The sequence below is a fragment of the Massilimicrobiota sp. An142 genome (assembly GCF_002160725.1).
Lineage (GTDB): Bacteria > Bacillota_I > Bacilli_A > Erysipelotrichales > Coprobacillaceae > Allocoprobacillus > Allocoprobacillus merdigallinarum.
In genome coordinates this window covers 1-19163 of record NZ_NFLD01000006.1, presented here as the reverse complement: position 1 = coordinate 19163, position 19163 = coordinate 1, and the positions used below count along the sequence as shown (strand labels likewise).

The following is a 19163-nucleotide window of genomic DNA, read 5'->3' as shown; positions in this document are numbered from 1 at the left end:
TATAAAGAAATTCAAGTCTTGTTTCTAGTCTATAACAAAAAAAACACATCTATTGAGATGCGTTTAAAACTTTCAGCATATCTTCTGGATTTTGAGCAGCTTTCACTTTTGTATATGCTTTTTCAATAATCCCTTCTTCATTAATCAAGTATGTTGTTCTGACAACTCCCATGACTTTTTTACCATACATATTTTTTTCTTTCCAGACATCATAAGCCTGTATAACTTGTAATTCTGGATCAGACAATAAGGTAAAAGGTAATTGATATTTTTCTTGGAACTTTTTATGAGATTTCACACTATCTTTACTGACCCCTAAAATGACAGCTCCTTTTTCATGAAAATCAGGATATAATTGAGCAAATCCACAAGCCTGTTTTGTACATCCAGGTGTATTATCTTTTGGATAAAAATATAAAATAACCTTCTGTCCTCGATATTGACTTAATGATATTTCTTCACCATTTTGATTCAATAATGTAAAATCTGGGGCCATTGTTCCAACTTCTAACATCTTTCCTTCACTCCTTTGTTTCATCATAATACCTCTGCTATGAAAATGCAATCCATTTGCTTAAAATAAAGATTGCTGTAAGATGCCTGATACAATATGAAAAGGTATTTCACACTGAAGATATTTTTGATAGCTTTGTTGATCAAACCAACTATTGATTTGATGAGGTGATAACATAACTGGCATTCGCGAATGAACAGGTTGCATCACATCATTAGCCTCTTTTGTTAGAATAACAAATTCTCCTTGTTTATTATAACAGCCTGCCATCAATAAAATATCTTCCATTGGTTCAAAAGATATCTGATGTTTATGAATATCCCACTCATAAAATCCTTTCGCTATAATAAGACAACGACGATTTTGAATATCTTCTCGAAATAATGTCTTATCTAAAATCGTTTCACTACGGGCATTAATAATCAGTTTTGAATTGATTGTATAGCCCCATTGCATCATTTTTATCTGACAATGATTTCCTTCTTGAATGATGACTGGCAACATCTGATGAGGTCTACAATCTCCTATCACTTGTAATGATGAAGCAACATCCATCTCCATATCCTTTAAAACTTCATATATCCTTTTAATTAAATAATATCTTCCACACATATTTTTATCTCCAATCTTTTTTTATTATAGCATAGATTCTAGAGTTTTCCTGTATTCTATGAGATAATAGAAGAAAGGATGGTGTCCAAATGAGTGAAACTTATAGTAAAAATTATTTTGAAAAATATGCTGCATTAACATTAGCTACTTTCTTTGATATTGATGAAAAAGACATCTTATTATCAGATCGTCCTGATTTGCGTATTCCTCTTTATCATCATGGCATAGAAGTCACTCAGGCTTTAACTCCTGAAGAAGCGGTTGCTGATATGAAAAAACCTTTATATAAAACATTGGATATGACACCCTTTGATCATGATGATCAAAACATTTCTTTTGTTTTTGAAAAAATAGATGATGCTATTGAACGTAAACTTATCAAGTGTAAAAAGTATGAAAGATATTTGCATAATGGACTTTATATTTTTTCTCACTGTCATAATTTATCTCAAGAAAACTTAAAAACATTTTTAATCCAAAAAGATATTCCTCATGATTTCTATCATTATCTTTTTATCAATTGTGTCACAAAACTTTATTGTTTTGATATTCAAAAACAGACAATCCATTCATTATCTTTTCGTCGTAATGAACTCATCAAGATGAATATACAATCTTTACTCTATGAAAAAACTTGTCATAAAAAGAGAAGAAAAATTATTATTCCTTAGGAGGACTTATGAAAACTTATGAACTTAATGTCAATGGACATCTTATAAAGGCTCAATTTGATGAACAGAATATTCAAAATATATTTATTCCTTTATTGAAAAAATGGACACAAATGCAAAAAGAAAAGAATCAAAGATTATTGATTCTTTTAGCTGCTCCGCCTGGAACTGGAAAAACAACACTTTCACTATTTCTTGAATATTTATCACAAAATATTTCTAATGTGACACCTTTACAGGCTTTAGGCATGGATGGTTTTCACCGTTATCAAGATTATTTGGATACGCATTATATCATTAAAAATCAACAAAAAATATGCATGAAAGATGTCAAAGGTTGTCCAGAAACTTTTGATGTGGATAGACTCATTAATAAGATAAAAGATATGCAAACAAATGATATTGATTTTCCTATATATGACAGAGTTTTGCATAATCCTGTTGAAGATCAAATTCATATCTGTCAAAAAATAGTTCTTTTAGAAGGTAATTACTTATTGCTCAATGAAGAGAAATGGAAAGATATTCACACTTTATTTGACGATTCTCTTTTTATTGAAGCTCCTATTCAAGAGCTAAAGAAACGCTTGATTCAACGTAAAATGATGGGTGGTACTCCTTATCATTTAGCTAAACAATTTTATGAAAACTCTGATGGCATCAATGCCAAAAAAGTCCTTAATCATTCTTTACCTGCACATATTCATTTATATGAAAATCATCATATTTATACACAGAAGTAGTATTTCTGTGTTTTTAATTTCTTTTTTCTAAATAAATATTGATAAACAGTGTCCCTAAAAATATAAAGACTAATATTCCAATCAATGTTAAAGATATAATCAGCAATGTGCCAATACCAAATAACGCATAACTCATTAAAAAAATAAAAACCATTATAAATAAAATATAATTCATTATTCTTAAAAGAAGATGACTTGTTTTCATGATAATGAAATCATCTCTTTCATCATTATATATCTTCAATTCTTCAAAGATGCTTGTAGAAAATGCCTGATAATATTGTATCATTGCATAAAATATACCTACTAGCATGGTTATGAAATAACGATATTCATTAGTCTTCATATAAATAATGAAGGCAACAAAAGATAATAGCGTCATGATAATAGCTATGAAAAAATTTCTTTTATTTTTGATCATGAGATTCTTCCTCCTTTAAATTATCTTCTAAACAACATAATTCTTCAATGGAAACATGAAAGACTTGAGAAAGACGATATGCCAGCATAAGTGATGGGTTATATTGTCCTTTTTCAATGGAAATAATGGTTCTATTGGAAACATGAACCATCTTTGCTAACTGCTGTTGTGTCATTCCCTTTTGAAGTCTAAATTCTTTAACTCTTGTTTTCATAAGCACCTCCAATATGAAGTTTACTTCATATATATTATATATTCTTATTTATAATTATACAATAGAAATATGAAGTTTACTTCATATTTAAAATATATATAAAAAGAAAGTCTAACCTTTCTTTTTATACTCATCTTTTAAAATGGAATAATAACATGCATCTACAATCCCTTGATTATTCCAGTCACTATGTCTCAAAGTTCCTTCATATGTCATTCCACATTTCAACATAACTTGTCCAGAATGTGGATTTAAAGGATCATGATGAGATTGAATACATTCAAAGCCTACTTCATTGAAAAGAAAATCAATGACTCTATCCAGAACCTCACTCATGACTCCCTGATGCCAATATTGGCGTGAAAGACAATATCCAATAACAGCTAAATGAGTTTTCTCATTCACTTCTACAACTGATATATTGCCAACAGGTAAATGGTCATAATCCTTGATAATAATAGCCCAATTATAATAATTCAAATTCTGATATTGTTTAATCCAATCGTCTAAAATCTGTTGTGTGACTTGAATATTCTGATGTGGTTTCCAAGTTAAAAAATGTGTCACTTCTTCATCACTTGCCCAACGTTCAAACATTGCTTTGGCATCATCTTTTTGAAATGGACGTAAAATAAAACGTTGACTCTTTAATCGCTTTGTTCCTTGATGTAACATATGATATCTCCTTGATTTTTATTAATAATCATAATATCATATTGTCAAACAGAAATAAAGATTGGAGGATTTTTATGATTAGAGAAGCAACAATACAAGACTTAGCAAGTCTTAATCATTTATTATTTCAAGTTAATAATGTACACGCTGATGGACGACCTGATTTATTCCAACATGGAAGTAAAAAATATACAGATGAACAACTTATCAAAGTCATACAAGATGATACAAGACCAATCTTTGTTTATGAAGATCATCTTCATCAAATACTTGGATACGTCTTTTGTATAGAACAACATCATTATGAAAATAAAAAAACACTTTATATTGATGATTTATGTGTAGATGAAAAATGTCGTGGTCAGCATATTGGAAAACAGCTTTATGAATATGTTTTAAACTATGCGAAAACGCAACATTATTATCATGTGACGTTAAATGTCTGGTGTTTAAATGAATCAGCAATGAAATTCTATGAAAAATGTGGTATGACGCCTTTAAAAATCATGATGGAACAAATATTGTAATTGTAAACATTGACATTACATCAAATGCCCTATATAATCAAAGCAGAAAAGAAAGAGGGAGTAGATATGCAAATTTCAAGTCGTTTTACTATTGCTGTACATATTTTTGCTTGTATTGATACATTTCAAAATGAAACGAAAATAACAAGTGATTTTTTAGCTTCTAGTGTCAATGTCAATCCTGTCATTATAAGAAAAATCCTTTCTCAACTCAGAAATGCAGGACTAGTCCGTGTGCAACGAGGAAGTGGCGGTACCTCTTTTGCAAGAGATGCCAAAGAGATTACTTTCTTAGATATCTACAATGCTGTTGACTGTATTGAAAATGGTGAATTATTTCATTTTCATGAAAACCCTAATCCACAATGCCCAGTAGGTAGAAATATTCATCATATATTGGATAACAAATTAATACAGGTTCAAAAAGCTTTAGAAAATGAATTGAAAAGCATCACACTCGCAGATATTATCAAAGATACTCAATATTATATTCAAAATGAAAAAAAGGAAAATGTATCAGAATATAATGAATAAACATCATTATATTCTTTTCTTTTCCTCAAATGTTTTTTGAATTTGTTTTTGTAGCTTCAATAAACGCTGTTTATTGACTTTACATACTTGACGATCATATGTATATAAACCATTGATTTCATCTTCTATATCTGATAATTGTGTATAAATACATCCACATAAGCCATGATCAATAGATGGTAACACCATTTCTTCATACATTTTTATCATCTGATCCGTTAATTCTTCTTCACTATGGGTTGTTCCATAACCATAATGACGAGAAGAATAGACATGCTGATCAACAATTCTTGTATAACCACCACATTCACTTAATAATATAGGTCGATTTTGTTTATTTTTTAATACCTTGTTTCTAAAATAAACATGTTCGCTTTGAACATCACTTAATTTTTGATGAAACCAGCCAGAAGTGGCATCATAAAAACGAGATGAATCATAGTCTTGACATAATTGATACATGTTATCAGCTTGAATCTGACCCCATCCTTCATTAAAAATAGTATATCCAATAATACAAGGATGATTATATAAATGCTTCAATGTGTCCAACATATGTTTTTGAAATATATATTTTTGAAGTTGTTTCCCTCTTACATGATCCAAGCGATATTTGAATCCTAAGTTTGGTAAAACTGTATCTCTGATATAATGATATTGCCCATTATTAACATGATCTTGTATAACTAACATTCCAAGTTGATCACAAGCAAAGTAAAATGCTTCAGGTTCAACTTTAATATGTTTTCTTAAACAATTAAATCCTAATTCTTTCATTCTTAAAATATCTTTTTCATACTCATCCATTTGATGAGGCAAATATAATCCATCATGGAAATAGCCCTGATCTAAAACCCCATGTATAAATATAGGCTTTCCATTTAATAGAATATCCTGATTTTTAACCTCTACTGTTCTTAAAGCAAAATAACTTTCTACATGATCATTATCCGTATCTATAAATATTCTATATAGATATGGATTTTCTGTAGTCCATAAATGACGATATGAAGATGGTATGTTTATATCAATATCTTTATCATGAAATGTTTCTTTTAAAAATAATTCATCTGCGACAATACTGACTTGATAGTAATCAGCTGTTGTTTCAATATGAAGATGTATCTGATCTAAAGATGGGGTTATTTTTAAATCCTGTATGTAATGTGATTGTACAGCTTCAAGCCAGACAGATTGCCAAATGCCTGATACTGGTGTGTACCACATACCACCTGATTTTTTCTTTTGTTTGCCATAAGGATAAAGATCAGATAGCTGATCAGTGACTTGAACTTCTAAAAGGTTTTCTCCATCTTGAATAAACGATGTAATGTCAGACCAGAATGGTAAATATCCACCTTGATGTTCTCCTACACATTGATGGTTTATATAGACTTTTGCGATTTGATCCACAGCACCAAAATGCAAATGAATACTTTTTTCTTTTCCAAGCATATGATCATCTAATATAAATGTCTTTTGATAATGAAGATGTTCACCAATTTCCCCTTGATAACAAGACAAAGGAGCTTGTGGTGGATAAGGGACTTGGATAGTCTGCTGGTTTAATAACCATTCTCCATCTAATGATTGAAAGCTTTCTCGATATAATTGTGGACGAGGATAGTCATATTTATTTTTCATATGAAACAACTCCTTTATATTTCTATTATATAATAGATATGTTTTATCTGAAATCATTTTATACGATATTATTCACAAAGAATGATTATCATGATGTGAAAGTTTATTATAAGTGATATCATTTATATGAAAAAAGCATCCAAATGGGATGCTTTTACATTATTGTTTCATTAATTCACTTTGTTTATGTTTTAAAGCTATAAAAGCTTCATCTAAATCATTCATATCATAAACAGTCTTTTCCATAGGACACATACCATCATGTGTTCTATTGATAATATAAGGAACAACTTTTTCACAATCATAACTGATATGATAATATTCCAATATTTCTTTGGCTTTTTCACTTAAGACATAGGCATAAATGTATTTCACTTTTGATAAAATCAGTAACATTGCAGTTGCTTTTCCAATGACTTTATCAACTACGATTGCATCTTCAAAATAATATATATCTTCCTTCATAGGATTGATAATTGGTCCTATGCCATGAAGCTTTGATGTATAGAGTTCTCCCTGTCTATCAGCAATTAATGATAATCCTTCTTCGTTAAGCTTTTTTTGCAGTTGCTGCAACTTCATCAAAATATCCTCCCTTAACAATCGCCATGACAATAGTTGGTACAAAAATCAATTGAATAATAATACCTGGAATACCCGTTGTTGTTGCTGCAATGACAGCTGGAATACCACCAAGAGGAATGCCAAAAATGTATGTTGCTATAGAAATCACAATACCATAAACAACTCTACCAGCAATCATTGAAATAATAAGTGCTGATAATGCTCCAAACTTTTGTTTAGAGAAATGGAACTGATGGAATAAAAGTCCACTCATCATTCCATAAGTGGCAAGTTCACTCATCATAAAAAGAACACGATCCGCAGAAGGCATTCCAGTCACAACAAAGCTTGTCAATGGAGCAAAGATTCCTAAAAATAAGCCATAGATAGGTCCAAGTAACATTCCACCAATAAAAACAGGTAAATGCATTGGAAGAAAAACAGAACCAGCCTGTTGCATACCAATGATATGAAAGACTTGTGGTAGTAATAAAGATATGGCTAAACACATAGCACCAAATGTTAATTTCTTTGTTTTCACGATAAAACCTCCTTGTTATTCTATTCTATCATAACCCTAAAGTGAAGTTTAGAGTCAATCATTATTTTTTAAAATTTATATCTGTTTTCTTCTTTCATATACATGACTTTTATGCTATACTCCATGATTGAGGTGAGGTTATGAAAAGACTTTATGAATATCTTGATATGATTTCTCAAGAAGATATACATGATTATGTTGAAAAAATGAAATACAGCAATGATATGTATACAACTCTATCCAAAGGAATAGAGGATTTTAAGCAATTAACACCTATCTATAATGATAATGTTATTTTTTCATTATATAAAGACATGTTATTTCTTCAGCCAGATCAAGATCAACCATTTTTAACACGAAAAGAAGACCACGTTTTTTATAGCCCATTATACTTTGTTGAAAAAATAGACATGACACAACAATTCCCATTAAATTCTATGAATCACCAACAAGCATTAGGTGCTTATGTTGTGGTGGATAAGGATTATCCTTTTATACATATGATTTTACTGATTATTGATAATTTACTCAATGATGTTAAAAGTACAATTCAAAATCAAATCAATGAAATGATTCGTCATCTCCAAGAACAATTTCCTCAAGCAACAATATCTACAGTGAGCGTCATTGCCAGTGACCATGCTCCTCAAGAAGATCAAATTCAACAGATGGAATCACAAATCATTGAAAAACAAATGGATATGAATCAATCTTTTGAACAAAAGACAAAAGAATATTATCAAAGTATTTTATATAATTAAAAAACATGTACTAGTGACATGTTTTTTTATAATAATTCCCCATTTGTAGCAATGACTTTTTTATACCATTCAAACGATTTTTTCTTTAACCTTTTGAACGTTCCCTTTCCCCTGTTATCTCTATCTACATATATAAATCCATATCTTTTTTCCATTTCACCAGTCCCATTGGAAATCAAATCTATACATCCCCATGTTGTGTATCCCATTAAATCAACACCATCTTTGTCAACAGCATCTTTCATCGCTTTAATGTGTTCTCTTAAATAATGAATGCGATAATCATCTTGAATTGTTCCGTCTTCTTCTACAATATCTTTAGCTCCCAAACCATTTTCAACAATAAATAATGGTTTTTGATAACGATCATAAAGTTCATTCATAGTAATTCTTAAACCTAAAGGATCAATTTGCCATCCCCATTCACTCGATTTCAAATATGGATTTATAACAGATGCAAATATATTACTTTCAGTTTGACAGCTACTATCAGGAGTCGAACTAGAAACTCTTGATGAATAATATGAAAAACTTATAAAATCAACAGTATTTTCCATCAATAAATTCTTATCATCATTCATAAATGGAATGGTAGCTTGATTCTTTTCTATCCATTTTAAAGCATATGGAGGATAATAGCCTCTTGATTGAACATCAATAAACATATAGCTTTCTCGATTATCACATATAGCTTTCCAATAATCTTCAGGTTTACATGTTGCTGGATAATAAGACCCTGCTGCTAACATGCATCCAATTTGATTTTGTGGATTAATCTCATGAGCCAGTTTTGTGACGAGTGCACTAGCAACTAATTCATGATGCGCACAGGTAATCATAGCTTGTATTTTATTTTCATCATCCTTAAATCTTAGTCCTGCTGCAACAAACGGAAAATGAAGTATCATATTGATTTCATTAAAAGTTAGCCAATATTTTACAAAATGTTTATATCTTATCAATAGAACCTTTGCTAATTTAACATAACAATCAATCATTCTTCTATCTCTCCATCCTCCATATTTGTTGATCAAATACATAGGACAATCAAAATGATTTATTGTCACTAATGGTTCAATATGATATTTATGACACTCTTTAAATACATCTTCATAAAATTTTAATCCTTCTTCATTAGGTGATTCTTCATCACCATGTGGAAAAATACGTGTCCATGCAATGGATATTCTAAAAACTTTAAATCCCATTTCTGCCATTAATGCAATATCTTCTTTATAATGATGATAAAAATCAACAGCTTGATGACTTGGAAAATAGTGATTGTCAATATGATTAATCCATTTTTCTCCTGTTCCAATAGCATAACGATCTTGACCATACGGCATCAAATCGACATTAGCTAAACCACGTCCACCTTCGAAAATACCACCTTCAACTTGATTGGCAGCTGTTGCACCACCCCATAAAAATCCTTCTTTAAATCCCATAACTTTTCCTCCTTTATGCATTGTTTAAATAATATGATAATTTTTTAAATCTTGGTATATAAATAAAATGACTTAAAACTTTTGTACGAAAAAATTGTATCAATGCTCCATTGCATATTGCCATAATGATTGTTCCTAACCCTATACCTACAAAATCATTAAATAATATCAAAGACATGAATAGTGAAATCATTAAAAATGTACAATCAAAACATGTTTTGAATAACTTCAATGATATTTTATATTTCTTAGATAATACTTTACAAAAGAAATCATAAATTTGTGGATAAAAATATGTTTCATAAAACATAGCTACTGCTAAAGCAGATATCATCATACCCAAAAAGAAACAAATCATACGTATTACCAAAGAAGATATAGTTACTTGAAATATTGGTAATATGAATTTTAAAATATCAGCCGTAGTTGCATATAAAAAACCTGTTATAAACGAACTTAAATAAGCTAATCGAAACTTTCGTAGTACGATACAAAAAATAACAAATAGAAATCCCGCAACTAAATATTCTGCTTGTCCATATGTTAAATGATTATATTTTTGACTAATAATATATGCTGGACAAACAATCATTGACATGCCACAATCAGCTATTGACATTAAGTTAACACCAAACCCCAATAACAAAATAGCGAAAACATAGAGTAATTCACTTGAAATTTTATACATATAACATCCTCCTGTAATCATCATATAAAAAAAATAAGCACAATCAAAAAAAGTTTCCAAAAAGGAAACTCACATTTGTAAACCAAGAATAATAATATCAATAATATATCTCATCATATATACATGATAAGAAAAATGCAAACAGTGTATAAAAATTTGATTTTCACAGAAATTGATATCATTCTGACATGTAATCAACCATTTATTAACTTTTGTTTTTCTTAGTCTTTGAATAATTCTTTTATCATAGTGAAAAGTATCTCCATTTATGCTTATAATAATAAGTAAATCTTGATTTGTAAAAGAATATTCTTTTTTTAAATCCACGTCACAAATAATTGTATTGATATGATATATATTCAATTCCCTTTGAATATTATAAATAAGTGATCGTGCATCCCCTTGAGCATATAAGTAAATTTTACGAGAAGTTTTTATATTTTTAATAAGTTCTTCTATTTGAGTATAATCTAAATATTTTTGAGTGTACTGTATATTTTTAAGAAAATTATCAGAAAAAATGCTTATGTTTTCCTTTAAAGATAATTTTTTATCAATGAAAAGCTGCCTTCTTTCTAAGGAATCTAAATATGAATAACATTCATATATAAATTCCTCATAATTTTGATAATCTAGATTTCGAATACACTTTGAAACTTGTCCTTTTGATATATAACATGCTTTTGCTATATCTTCAATAGTCATTCTAGGAATCTTTGCAATATTTTCCTTAATAAAAACACAAAAAACATATAATGAATTTTTACTTGTATGTCCATTAATAATATCATTAACCTTATCTATAATCATCATTATCACCATTCACTTATATAACGAAAAATAAAATGCTATAACTGTCATTACAATTATAACATTTATAAATGAAGATTACATATTTTTCATATATTCTAATATTCCTTTTAAAGAAATCACTTGTCCTACTGGCTTAATTCCTGCAATTTCTTCACTGGTTTGACTAAAATCAACAATTAAATGTTCACCAGAAATATATGAAGCCATTACACTATTTAAAAAGACGATAGGCATAGCCATTTCTTCACTGGTAGCCAGACGTTTTGCATAACCACAATGAGATAATAGAGCTTCTTCACCACCAGCCATTTGTGTAAATTCATCTTTCATACCTGTATCTGTTGAACCGGGTAATACAGCATTTACTCTTATACCTTGAGATGCAAATGTAGATTGTAAATAGACTGTTAAATAATTCATAGCTAATTTACTAAATGGGTATGCCATTGTTCCAGGCATTCGACTCATACCTGTTTTTTCTATAGCCGCAACTTTTCCATCCCATCCAGATGCCTGAATAACTGGTAAATAAATATCTTTATTATCTTCTCTTTCCCATCCATTACCACCTGTAGATGTCATAAATGCAATAGCGTCACCTTTTTGCATTCTATGAATTAAATATTCTTCACAAATATATTGATTAGATAATAAATCAATTTTACAAGTTGTTATAAAATCATTTTTTGCTCCTGAAACTCCTGCTATACCAAAGAAAGCATGAATATGGTCAGGAATCTCTTGAAATGCCTGATCTATAGACTCTTTTTGACTTAAATCAACATGTATATATTTTTCAATTCCATCTACCTCTACTTTCTGCCAATCTAATGCATAAACTTTTGCTCCTAAATCCACTAACATTTCTGTTGTTGCTTTTCCCATCCCAGAAGCTGCACCTGTCACAACTGCGATTTGTCCTTGATATCCAAAATAATCTTTCATTTTTCTATCCTCCTAAATGCACTATAAATCTTTCTTTATATTTTATCAATAAGTATAAGTCAAAAAGGACATTCTTCGCATTTTTGTTGTTATTTGATATAATGAAATGGGTGATTGTCATGAACAAAGCAAATTATTCTAAACAACAGATTACTGAGGCACTTATTGATTTATTACAAAAGACATCTATTGAGGATATCACAATTACATCTTTAGTCACAAAAGCTCATGTTTCAAGAAATGCTTTTTATAATAATTACCAATCTGTTGAAGATGTTTTAAAAGAAGCCTATCGACAAGCTCATCAAAAAGCATTTCAAAATAAATATATTGATATTTCCTATTTTACAAGTGATGAGGCTATCTTAGATTTTATACAATTCTTTGATAAAAATACTGCCCTTTTACTGGCATTACAAAAGTGGAATTTACTTCCCTATATCGCAAAATATAATACTCATTGTATCTTAAATAGTTTAGAACAATCAAATAATCCTTTCATTCATCAATATAAAGAATACTTTATGATTTATCATACAATCCCTTATTTTCAAATCTGTTATTATTGGATATTATCAGATAAAAAAGAAACACCTCAAGAATTATTTCAAATGATTAAACAATTACAAAAACAGTCATAAACTATTATGATAGAAAAAGAGATTTCAAACATGAGCATCATGAATGAAATCTCTTTTCTTATTATTTTTCTTCAATACCTTCTTTTTGAGCTATTGATTTTTCATAGACTTTAAAGAATGGGTAATACACAACCATACTTATAACAATCAATACACACATAAAGATAACATTTCTTAAATCTAATGCTGATAAGAATCCTTGTGCAAAGAATGGTGTAAATGAAGGGTCAACAATATATCCCATGTTTACAAGACCAATGCTTTGAACAAGATATCCTAAACCAATAGAAATACATGGCATGAAAACAAATGGTATCGCTAAAATAGGATTTAAGACGATTGGCGCACCAAAAATAACTGGTTCATTGATTCCGCAAATACCTGGGACTAGGCTTAAACGACCAATTGTTTTTAAATGCTTCACATGAGAAAAACACATTAATAAGACAAGACCTAAAGTGTTTCCTCCACCACCAAGAACTGCATATCTATACATCTGTAAGTTCATGATATGTTCAGCACTTTGTCCAGCATTGATTAAATCGGCATTCAGTCCAGAGTTTGTAATTCCTAATGTGAACACAATTGGGAAAATGATAGATGAGCCATTGATTCCAAATAACCATAAAATATTAGAAAAGGCAAAGATTCCCATATAAGCCCAAACATTATCAACACCTGAAATAGCTGGTGTTAAAATACTCATAACAAACTGTGGTAATGATTGACCACTGACACCCATTAAGACAAGATTTAAACCATAGATAATAATAATATTAGCTGCTAATGGTAATAATGAATTCACAAAGTTTGTGACTGCTGTTGGTACACTTTCTGGAAATGTAAAGACAATTTTATTTCCAACAACACGACAAATTTCAACTGAAATTAAACCAATAATTAATGCGACAAATAAACCATCTGCTCCTAGATAAGTCATTGATAATTGTCCATCAGTAACAGGAGCAGAAATCATAAGGAATACACACATAGAAATAATTCCATTGATTGCTGGTTTCATTTGATAAGTTTCAGCTAATGAATAAGCAACTCCAAATGCTGTCACTAAACCAATCAATCCCATAGTCATTGTATATGGAATGGTAATGGTATTATAATTCGCTACTGCCCATTGTTTCCAGGCAATCATCGCTTTTAGGAAAATATTTCCTGTATTCATATCCACGATATCTAAATTAATTGGTGGATTGGCGATAATTAAAAATATTGATCCTACAACAATCAATGCAAGTGACATCATCATCCCATTAGAAATAGCCTGTAAATGTCTTTGATTTCCTAACTTATTTCCAAGCGGTGATAATAATTGTTCTAATCGACTAATCATTTTTTACTCTCCCTTTTAAAATTGCCATCCATTAAATGTAAATGCTGTATCTACTACATTTTCTGGATCATATTCTTCTAAAATCTTTGCATATCTTTCTTTATAGTCATTATCAATTTCTTTTTGTGGATAAACACGGCTCGCTTCATTTAAGAAATGGAATGAATCTCTTCCCATTGCCTGTCCACGTTGTGTATGTTTATCTAATGCATAATCAGGAATTTCTGGTAATTTCCCCATTGCAAAAGATTTGATACAAATGTTTTTCAATAAATCACTTGAACGATCTTTTTCAGATTGGCACATATATCTAATGGCATGAATGAAATAGATAGGTCTATCTCCATCAGCATAATCAAATTCTCTACTCATCTGATATAAGTTATTCACAACAACAGATGCCATTGGATTTCCCATACCAATATCTTCTACTGAAATTGTTAATAATCTTCGCCATAATTTTTCTTCTAATTGAGGTGATGAAATATAGAGTTCATAAGCAAACATACACGCCTGTTCTTCTAAACCTCTACGAATAGATTTCTGTAAAGCAGAAATTACTTCATCTCCAGCATAACCATTTCTTGTTGTAATTTTTGACCAAGGGTCATACATTTTTTTAGCCATGAATTCTTGCTCCTTTCTTTTGAATATGACATAATAGTTTTGGAGGTGTTTTTATGAATATTGAGCATTTATCAGAAAAATTTGAATTAAATAATCTAGAGAAACAAATTGTGAGTTATATCCAAGAACATCTTATTGAACTCAAGTCAATTGGTATACGTCAAATGGCAAAAGATAACTATACCAGTACTTCTACTATTTATAAACTTTGTAAGAAGTTTGGTTTTGATGGTTATAGTGATATGATTTATCATCTGACATCTACCAAGGATAATCATACTATCAACTATCATGAACAATATCGTTCTTTTTTTCAACAATTCCAATCTTTACTCCAAGATCATTCTAAACGCATTATTGTTTTTGGTTTAGGATTTTCTGCTCCTATTGCTGAATATATGCAACAACGCTTAACCCTTTTAGGTTATTCTACAATGTGTGTTGTCCATATGGAAATGTTTAGTCAGCACTTTTTTGATAATACCATTTTTATTGTTGTATCTTATTCAGGAAAAACACCACGCTTAAACGAAATGATTGAAACGGCTTATCATAATCATGTTCCTATTATTAGCTTTATTGGTAATCCTCAATCCCCTATTATTCAGCTTTCTACATTACCAATCGTTATTGAACAATATGACTCATTTTCACATGATTTAAATCGTCCTAATACCTTCTTTGGCGAAGCTATTATTGCTTTTGAAACATTATTATTTTAAAGCCGACAATATTATACAAATAACACCAATAAAATTATATTAATTTATCCAAGAAAAAAACATGTTATAGAATTTATAACATGTTTTTAAATAATCTTGATAATATTTTGAATACATAAAACAATCGTAATGAACAATACCATAATACCAGCTAAGTTACTTAAAAGATGGTTGCGATATTGTCCAAGTTGGGGATGATTCATACAATACATCAAGAAAATAGCCATAATGGGTAAAATAATAGCATTGGCAACTTGGGCAATCAATATTAATTCAGTTGGTGTTGACTGATTAACAAGAATGAAAAACATTCCACATACAATAACTATAAACCAGATACTACGGAATTGTATAGACTTCATATCTTGATCAATTCCTAAAATACCACATGTGGCATACGCTGTTGCTAGTGGGGCAGTAATCGTTGAAGTCAATCCAGCTGCAAATAATCCAATACTAACTAAATAGCTTGCAAAATTTCCTAAGACTGGCTGCAATGCTAATGATAAATCGTTGGCACTTTCTATCTCAATACCTGCACAATTGGTTGCCGAAACAATCACAATACACATAGATACAATCCCACCTAATCCTATAGACAAAACAGTATCTAATCTGGCATCTTTGAGATCTTCTTTATGCTGCCAACGTTGGGCAGCACTTGAAGAATGTAAAAACAAATTATAAGGAACAACTGTTGTTCCAACAAGGCCAACGACACTTAACCAGTCTACATCATAAAAACTTGGTATAAAACCAGCAATGATTTGACTCCAATCTGGTTTTGATAAAAAAGTCGTTAAAATAAAAGTAAAAGCCATCACAAAAACCAAAGCTGTTAAAAACTTTTCAATATACTGATAACTTCCAGAAAACAATAAAATCATAGCAATAATTCCCATAACAATGGCAATTGATGAAATAGGGACATGAGGAAGCAATGTTGCTATACCCATAGCACCTCCTGTCATATTACCTGTTTCATAAGCAATATTCCCTACAAAGATAGCCATCACAACAATGACTGATACTATGGCTTTGATTGTGCGAGAAGAAATTTTCTCACGAATGTTTTCACCAAGTCCCATTTTTGTAACAATGCCTAATCTGGCTGCCATTTCCTGAAAAATAATTGTTGCAATTGTCGCAAATAATAACACCCACAATAAAGTATATCCATAACTTGCCCCTGTCGAAGAACAAACTGTGATCGTTCCTGGCCCAATAAAAGCAGCCACAACAATGGCTCCTGGTCCAATATTTTTTAATCTATGTAACCAGTTTTTCTTTTCCATTAGATTAAAATCCCCTGACAATGATCTATTTCATGTTGAATAATCTGGGCTGTTTGTTTATCAAAGGTTTTGATTTTTGGACGAAAGTCCTGATCTAAATATTTCACTTTTATTTTTTCATAACGTTTTGTTTCTTTCAAACCATCATGACATAGACATCCTTCCTGACAGGTATAGAGTGGTTTATGTGCCTGTATCATCTGCGGATTGATCAACACAAGATATTGTTTTCCATCATAGACAACGATAATATTTTTTAATTCACCTATCATATTAGCTGCTATGCCAACACAAGTTTCATGAGCCTGAATGGTATCTAATAAATCCTGAACAACAGGTAAATCTTCCTTTGTGGCATCTATTGATTTTTGTTGTAAAAAAAATTGATCTTTTACGATATCTTTGATCATATGATCGCCTCTTTTCTATTATCTTTATTTTATAAAAAAAATCTTCTCATCACAAGAAGATTTAAATAACTTTAAACTTTGTCCATTTTTTTGAACGAAAGCGAATATAAAAGATAATCCCTCTCATTGACCAGTCAAGACACATGGCTAAGGCAATACCAATGACTCCTAGGTTCAATCCTATCGCAAAGATCAATGAGAAAATTAATCTTCCTAAAACTGTTGAAGCAATGGAAACAACCATTGTATATTTGACATCACCAGCAGCACGGAGTCCATTTGATAATGGTCCTGAAAATGGAAAGGCAACAGTATTAAAAACATTATGAATGAAGACAAGGATAATAACCAATTGTCGTGTTTCTTCTGAAACCTGATAAAATTGCATAAAAATAGGTGTAATGATAAAGACAAGAACATTCCAGATAATAGATAACACAAGTGTTAATTTCATCATTTTATAAAAATAATACTCTGCTTCTTTTACCTGATTGGCTCCCATGCACTGCCCAATCACAGTTATAAAGACTGGTCCCATCGCTGAGCCAATCAATGCCGCTAATGACCAAATACTTTGAGCAATTCCATTCGCTGCAATCTGATAAGTTCCAAATAAAGCGACAACACTGCTTAATGCAACTTTAACAAGCTGGAAAATACCGTTTTCAATTCCATTAGGAATTGCAATATTTAAAATTCTTTTTAACATAGGTCCATCCCATTTCAAAATCCATTCTTTACTGTAATGAGCAAAACGGCTTTTTGAAAAACGGAGAACTGTAATCGCAACTGCTGAAAAAGTTCTGGCAATTAAAGATGGATATGCAACGCCAGCAACGCCTGCATCCAAAACAAAAACGCCAATCAGATTTCCAATGACATTAATAACATTGGAAATCAATGAAATATACATCGTTGTACTGGTTTTTCCAATACTGCGATAAAGTGCAGCTCCAGCATTATAAATAGCCAAGGCTGGATAAGAATAGGCAGATATTCTTAAATAAGTTACACAAGCTTCCATAACAGAATTTTCAACTTTTCCAAATAAAAGCGTTAATAATGGACGATTAAATATCAATGTTATAACCGCTATAATAATAGAAAACACAGTAGAAAACATAAGCAACTGGCTGGATGACTTCACTGTATTTTTTTGATCTTCACAGCCAATATACTGACTGATGATAACAGCACCACCTGAGGCTAATGCTGTAAACAGATAAATAAAAATTGTATTAAACATATTGACCAAAGAAACACCAGATACAGCCGCCTCTCCCACAAAGCTGACAACAAAAGTATCTGCTATCCCTACTAGCATAACTAATAATTGTTCGAAAAAAAGTGGAACAATCATTTCTTTTAATGCACGATTTGAAAACATATCCCCACCATCCTTTGACTTTTCTATTATATAAAAGTCTTTTTTTAATGTCTAATACTTATAATCTATTCATTATAATGCTTAACAAGCATAAAAAAAGGACAAAATAAATTTTGTCCATGGCGATTAATCATCTTTGATGATTATCGCTTTTTTGTATTGTATAATCATCTTAGGTGGTGTTCTTATGATTGATCTCTCTACTCCTGATACTCTTTTATACGATTCTGCTGTCTTATCTTCTTATATAAGAAAGAATACTAAAGAATCTTTTGGTTATATTTTTTTTGATAATATCAATTATATTACTAAGCTTTACAATGACAATAGAATGCGTGATGTGACTTATAAGAATATTCTCGATACTATCCTCTGTGGTTCCGTCTATCTTGGTTTTGATACGTATGAATGTCCTGAC

General features: G+C 30.4%; 24 protein-coding genes and 1 pseudogene. 8 read left to right on the top strand and 17 right to left on the bottom strand.

Going from position 1 to position 19163, the window contains the following annotated elements:
• Positions 1–49: 49 nt before the first annotated feature.
• Together bcp and B5E87_RS03900 are read right to left on the bottom strand one after the other, a co-directional pair.
• Positions 50–514, bottom strand: coding sequence for a thioredoxin-dependent thiol peroxidase (bcp, locus tag B5E87_RS03905; RefSeq protein ID WP_087243625.1), 465 nt, complete (start codon positions 512–514; stop codon positions 50–52).
• Between the two features lie 60 nt (positions 515–574).
• A complete protein-coding gene (locus B5E87_RS03900) occupies positions 575–1126 on the bottom strand; it encodes an SOS response-associated peptidase (protein ID WP_087243624.1) in 552 nt (183 codons plus the stop codon).
• A gap of 89 nt (positions 1127–1215) precedes the next feature.
• Here B5E87_RS03900 and B5E87_RS03895 point away from each other — a divergent pair, with 89 nt between their 5' ends.
• Positions 1216–1797, top strand: coding sequence for a hypothetical protein (locus B5E87_RS03895; RefSeq protein WP_087243623.1), 582 nt, complete (start codon positions 1216–1218; stop codon positions 1795–1797).
• Between the two features lie 8 nt (positions 1798–1805).
• The gene (locus B5E87_RS03890; RefSeq protein WP_087243622.1) at positions 1806–2540 is read left to right on the top strand and encodes a nucleoside/nucleotide kinase family protein; all 735 of its coding nucleotides are present in this window, start codon (positions 1806–1808) and stop codon (positions 2538–2540) included.
• Positions 2541–2553: 13 nt separating this feature from the next.
• Here B5E87_RS03890 and B5E87_RS03885 read toward each other — a convergent pair whose 3' ends face one another.
• The 3 genes from B5E87_RS03885 to B5E87_RS03875 form a co-directional block, all read right to left on the bottom strand.
• Complete coding sequence (locus B5E87_RS03885) at positions 2554–2961, bottom strand: hypothetical protein (RefSeq protein WP_087243621.1); 408 nt, start codon at positions 2959–2961, stop codon at positions 2554–2556.
• Entirely contained in the window at positions 2948–3175 is a 228-nt protein-coding gene (locus B5E87_RS03880; RefSeq protein ID WP_087243620.1) for a helix-turn-helix transcriptional regulator, read from the bottom strand. The genes B5E87_RS03885 and B5E87_RS03880 overlap by 14 nt, the downstream gene beginning before the upstream one ends.
• A gap of 111 nt (positions 3176–3286) precedes the next feature.
• Positions 3287–3850 carry a GNAT family N-acetyltransferase gene (locus B5E87_RS03875; RefSeq protein ID WP_087243619.1) on the bottom strand — a complete coding sequence of 188 codons (564 nt, stop codon included), beginning with the start codon at positions 3848–3850 and terminating at the stop codon, positions 3287–3289.
• A 74-nt stretch (positions 3851–3924) separates the two neighbouring features.
• Between B5E87_RS03875 and B5E87_RS03870 the strand changes: the two genes are divergently transcribed.
• Positions 3925–4377: a GNAT family N-acetyltransferase gene (locus tag B5E87_RS03870; protein ID WP_087243618.1), complete on the top strand. Its 453-nt coding sequence runs from the start codon at positions 3925–3927 to the stop codon at positions 4375–4377.
• A 24-nt stretch (positions 4378–4401) separates the two neighbouring features.
• Positions 4402–4911: an Rrf2 family transcriptional regulator gene (locus tag B5E87_RS03865; protein ID WP_241147122.1), complete on the top strand. Its 510-nt coding sequence runs from the start codon at positions 4402–4404 to the stop codon at positions 4909–4911.
• 6 nt (positions 4912–4917) lie between these two features.
• On the opposite strand, the gene B5E87_RS03860 is transcribed toward B5E87_RS03865, so the two are convergent.
• The 3 genes from B5E87_RS03860 to B5E87_RS03850 form a co-directional block, all read right to left on the bottom strand.
• Positions 4918–6555, bottom strand: coding sequence for a glycoside hydrolase family 2 protein (locus tag B5E87_RS03860; RefSeq protein WP_087243616.1), 1638 nt, complete (start codon positions 6553–6555; stop codon positions 4918–4920).
• Between the two features lie 159 nt (positions 6556–6714).
• Entirely contained in the window at positions 6715–7137 is a 423-nt protein-coding gene (locus tag B5E87_RS03855; protein WP_087243615.1) for a DUF1893 domain-containing protein, read from the bottom strand.
• Complete coding sequence (locus B5E87_RS03850) at positions 7106–7660, bottom strand: ECF transporter S component (protein ID WP_087243614.1); 555 nt, start codon at positions 7658–7660, stop codon at positions 7106–7108. Before B5E87_RS03850 ends, B5E87_RS03855 begins: the two co-directional genes overlap by 32 nt.
• Before the next feature lie 140 nt (positions 7661–7800).
• Here B5E87_RS03850 and B5E87_RS03845 point away from each other — a divergent pair, with 140 nt between their 5' ends.
• Positions 7801–8421: a hypothetical protein gene (locus B5E87_RS03845; protein WP_087243613.1), complete on the top strand. Its 621-nt coding sequence runs from the start codon at positions 7801–7803 to the stop codon at positions 8419–8421.
• 26 nt (positions 8422–8447) lie between these two features.
• Here the strand turns inward: B5E87_RS03845 and B5E87_RS03840 are convergent, their stop codons facing one another.
• The 4 genes from B5E87_RS03840 to B5E87_RS03825 form a co-directional block, all read right to left on the bottom strand.
• Complete coding sequence (locus B5E87_RS03840) at positions 8448–9869, bottom strand: 6-phospho-beta-glucosidase (protein ID WP_087243612.1); 1422 nt, start codon at positions 9867–9869, stop codon at positions 8448–8450.
• 13 nt (positions 9870–9882) lie between these two features.
• On the bottom strand, positions 9883–10557 hold the full coding sequence (locus B5E87_RS03835) for a DUF6198 family protein (RefSeq protein WP_087243611.1): 675 nt from the start codon (positions 10555–10557) through the stop codon (positions 9883–9885).
• Positions 10558–10626: 69 nt separating this feature from the next.
• Positions 10627–11367: a MurR/RpiR family transcriptional regulator gene (locus tag B5E87_RS03830; RefSeq protein ID WP_087243610.1), complete on the bottom strand. Its 741-nt coding sequence runs from the start codon at positions 11365–11367 to the stop codon at positions 10627–10629.
• Positions 11368–11445: 78 nt separating this feature from the next.
• Positions 11446–12315 (bottom strand): SDR family oxidoreductase, encoded by an 870-nt coding sequence (locus B5E87_RS03825; protein WP_087243609.1) that lies wholly within the window; start codon positions 12313–12315, stop codon positions 11446–11448.
• A gap of 119 nt (positions 12316–12434) precedes the next feature.
• Here B5E87_RS03825 and B5E87_RS03820 point away from each other — a divergent pair, with 119 nt between their 5' ends.
• Complete coding sequence (locus tag B5E87_RS03820; RefSeq protein ID WP_087243608.1) at positions 12435–12956, top strand: TetR/AcrR family transcriptional regulator; 522 nt, start codon at positions 12435–12437, stop codon at positions 12954–12956.
• 61 nt (positions 12957–13017) lie between these two features.
• On the opposite strand, the gene B5E87_RS03815 is transcribed toward B5E87_RS03820, so the two are convergent.
• A complete protein-coding gene (locus tag B5E87_RS03815; protein WP_087243607.1) occupies positions 13018–14304 on the bottom strand; it encodes a PTS sugar transporter subunit IIC in 1287 nt (428 codons plus the stop codon).
• A 15-nt stretch (positions 14305–14319) separates the two neighbouring features.
• Positions 14320–14931: an AAA family ATPase gene (locus B5E87_RS03810; protein ID WP_087243606.1), complete on the bottom strand. Its 612-nt coding sequence runs from the start codon at positions 14929–14931 to the stop codon at positions 14320–14322.
• 53 nt (positions 14932–14984) lie between these two features.
• Here B5E87_RS03810 and B5E87_RS03805 point away from each other — a divergent pair, with 53 nt between their 5' ends.
• Positions 14985–15653 (top strand): MurR/RpiR family transcriptional regulator, encoded by a 669-nt coding sequence (locus tag B5E87_RS03805; protein ID WP_087243605.1) that lies wholly within the window; start codon positions 14985–14987, stop codon positions 15651–15653.
• An 86-nt stretch (positions 15654–15739) separates the two neighbouring features.
• On the opposite strand, the gene B5E87_RS03800 is transcribed toward B5E87_RS03805, so the two are convergent.
• The 3 genes from B5E87_RS03800 to B5E87_RS03790 form a co-directional block, all read right to left on the bottom strand.
• A complete protein-coding gene (locus B5E87_RS03800; protein ID WP_087243604.1) occupies positions 15740–16948 on the bottom strand; it encodes an Nramp family divalent metal transporter in 1209 nt (402 codons plus the stop codon).
• Positions 16948–17358: a peptide deformylase gene (locus B5E87_RS03795; protein ID WP_087243603.1), complete on the bottom strand. Its 411-nt coding sequence runs from the start codon at positions 17356–17358 to the stop codon at positions 16948–16950. The genes B5E87_RS03800 and B5E87_RS03795 overlap by 1 nt, the downstream gene beginning before the upstream one ends.
• Positions 17359–17419: 61 nt before the next feature.
• On the bottom strand, positions 17420–18745 hold the full coding sequence (locus B5E87_RS03790; protein ID WP_087243602.1) for an MATE family efflux transporter: 1326 nt from the start codon (positions 18743–18745) through the stop codon (positions 17420–17422).
• Positions 18746–18932: 187 nt separating this feature from the next.
• Between B5E87_RS03790 and B5E87_RS03785 the strand changes: the two are divergent.
• Positions 18933–19163 (top strand): annotated as a pseudogene (locus B5E87_RS03785) (IS91 family transposase); the annotation flags it as partial.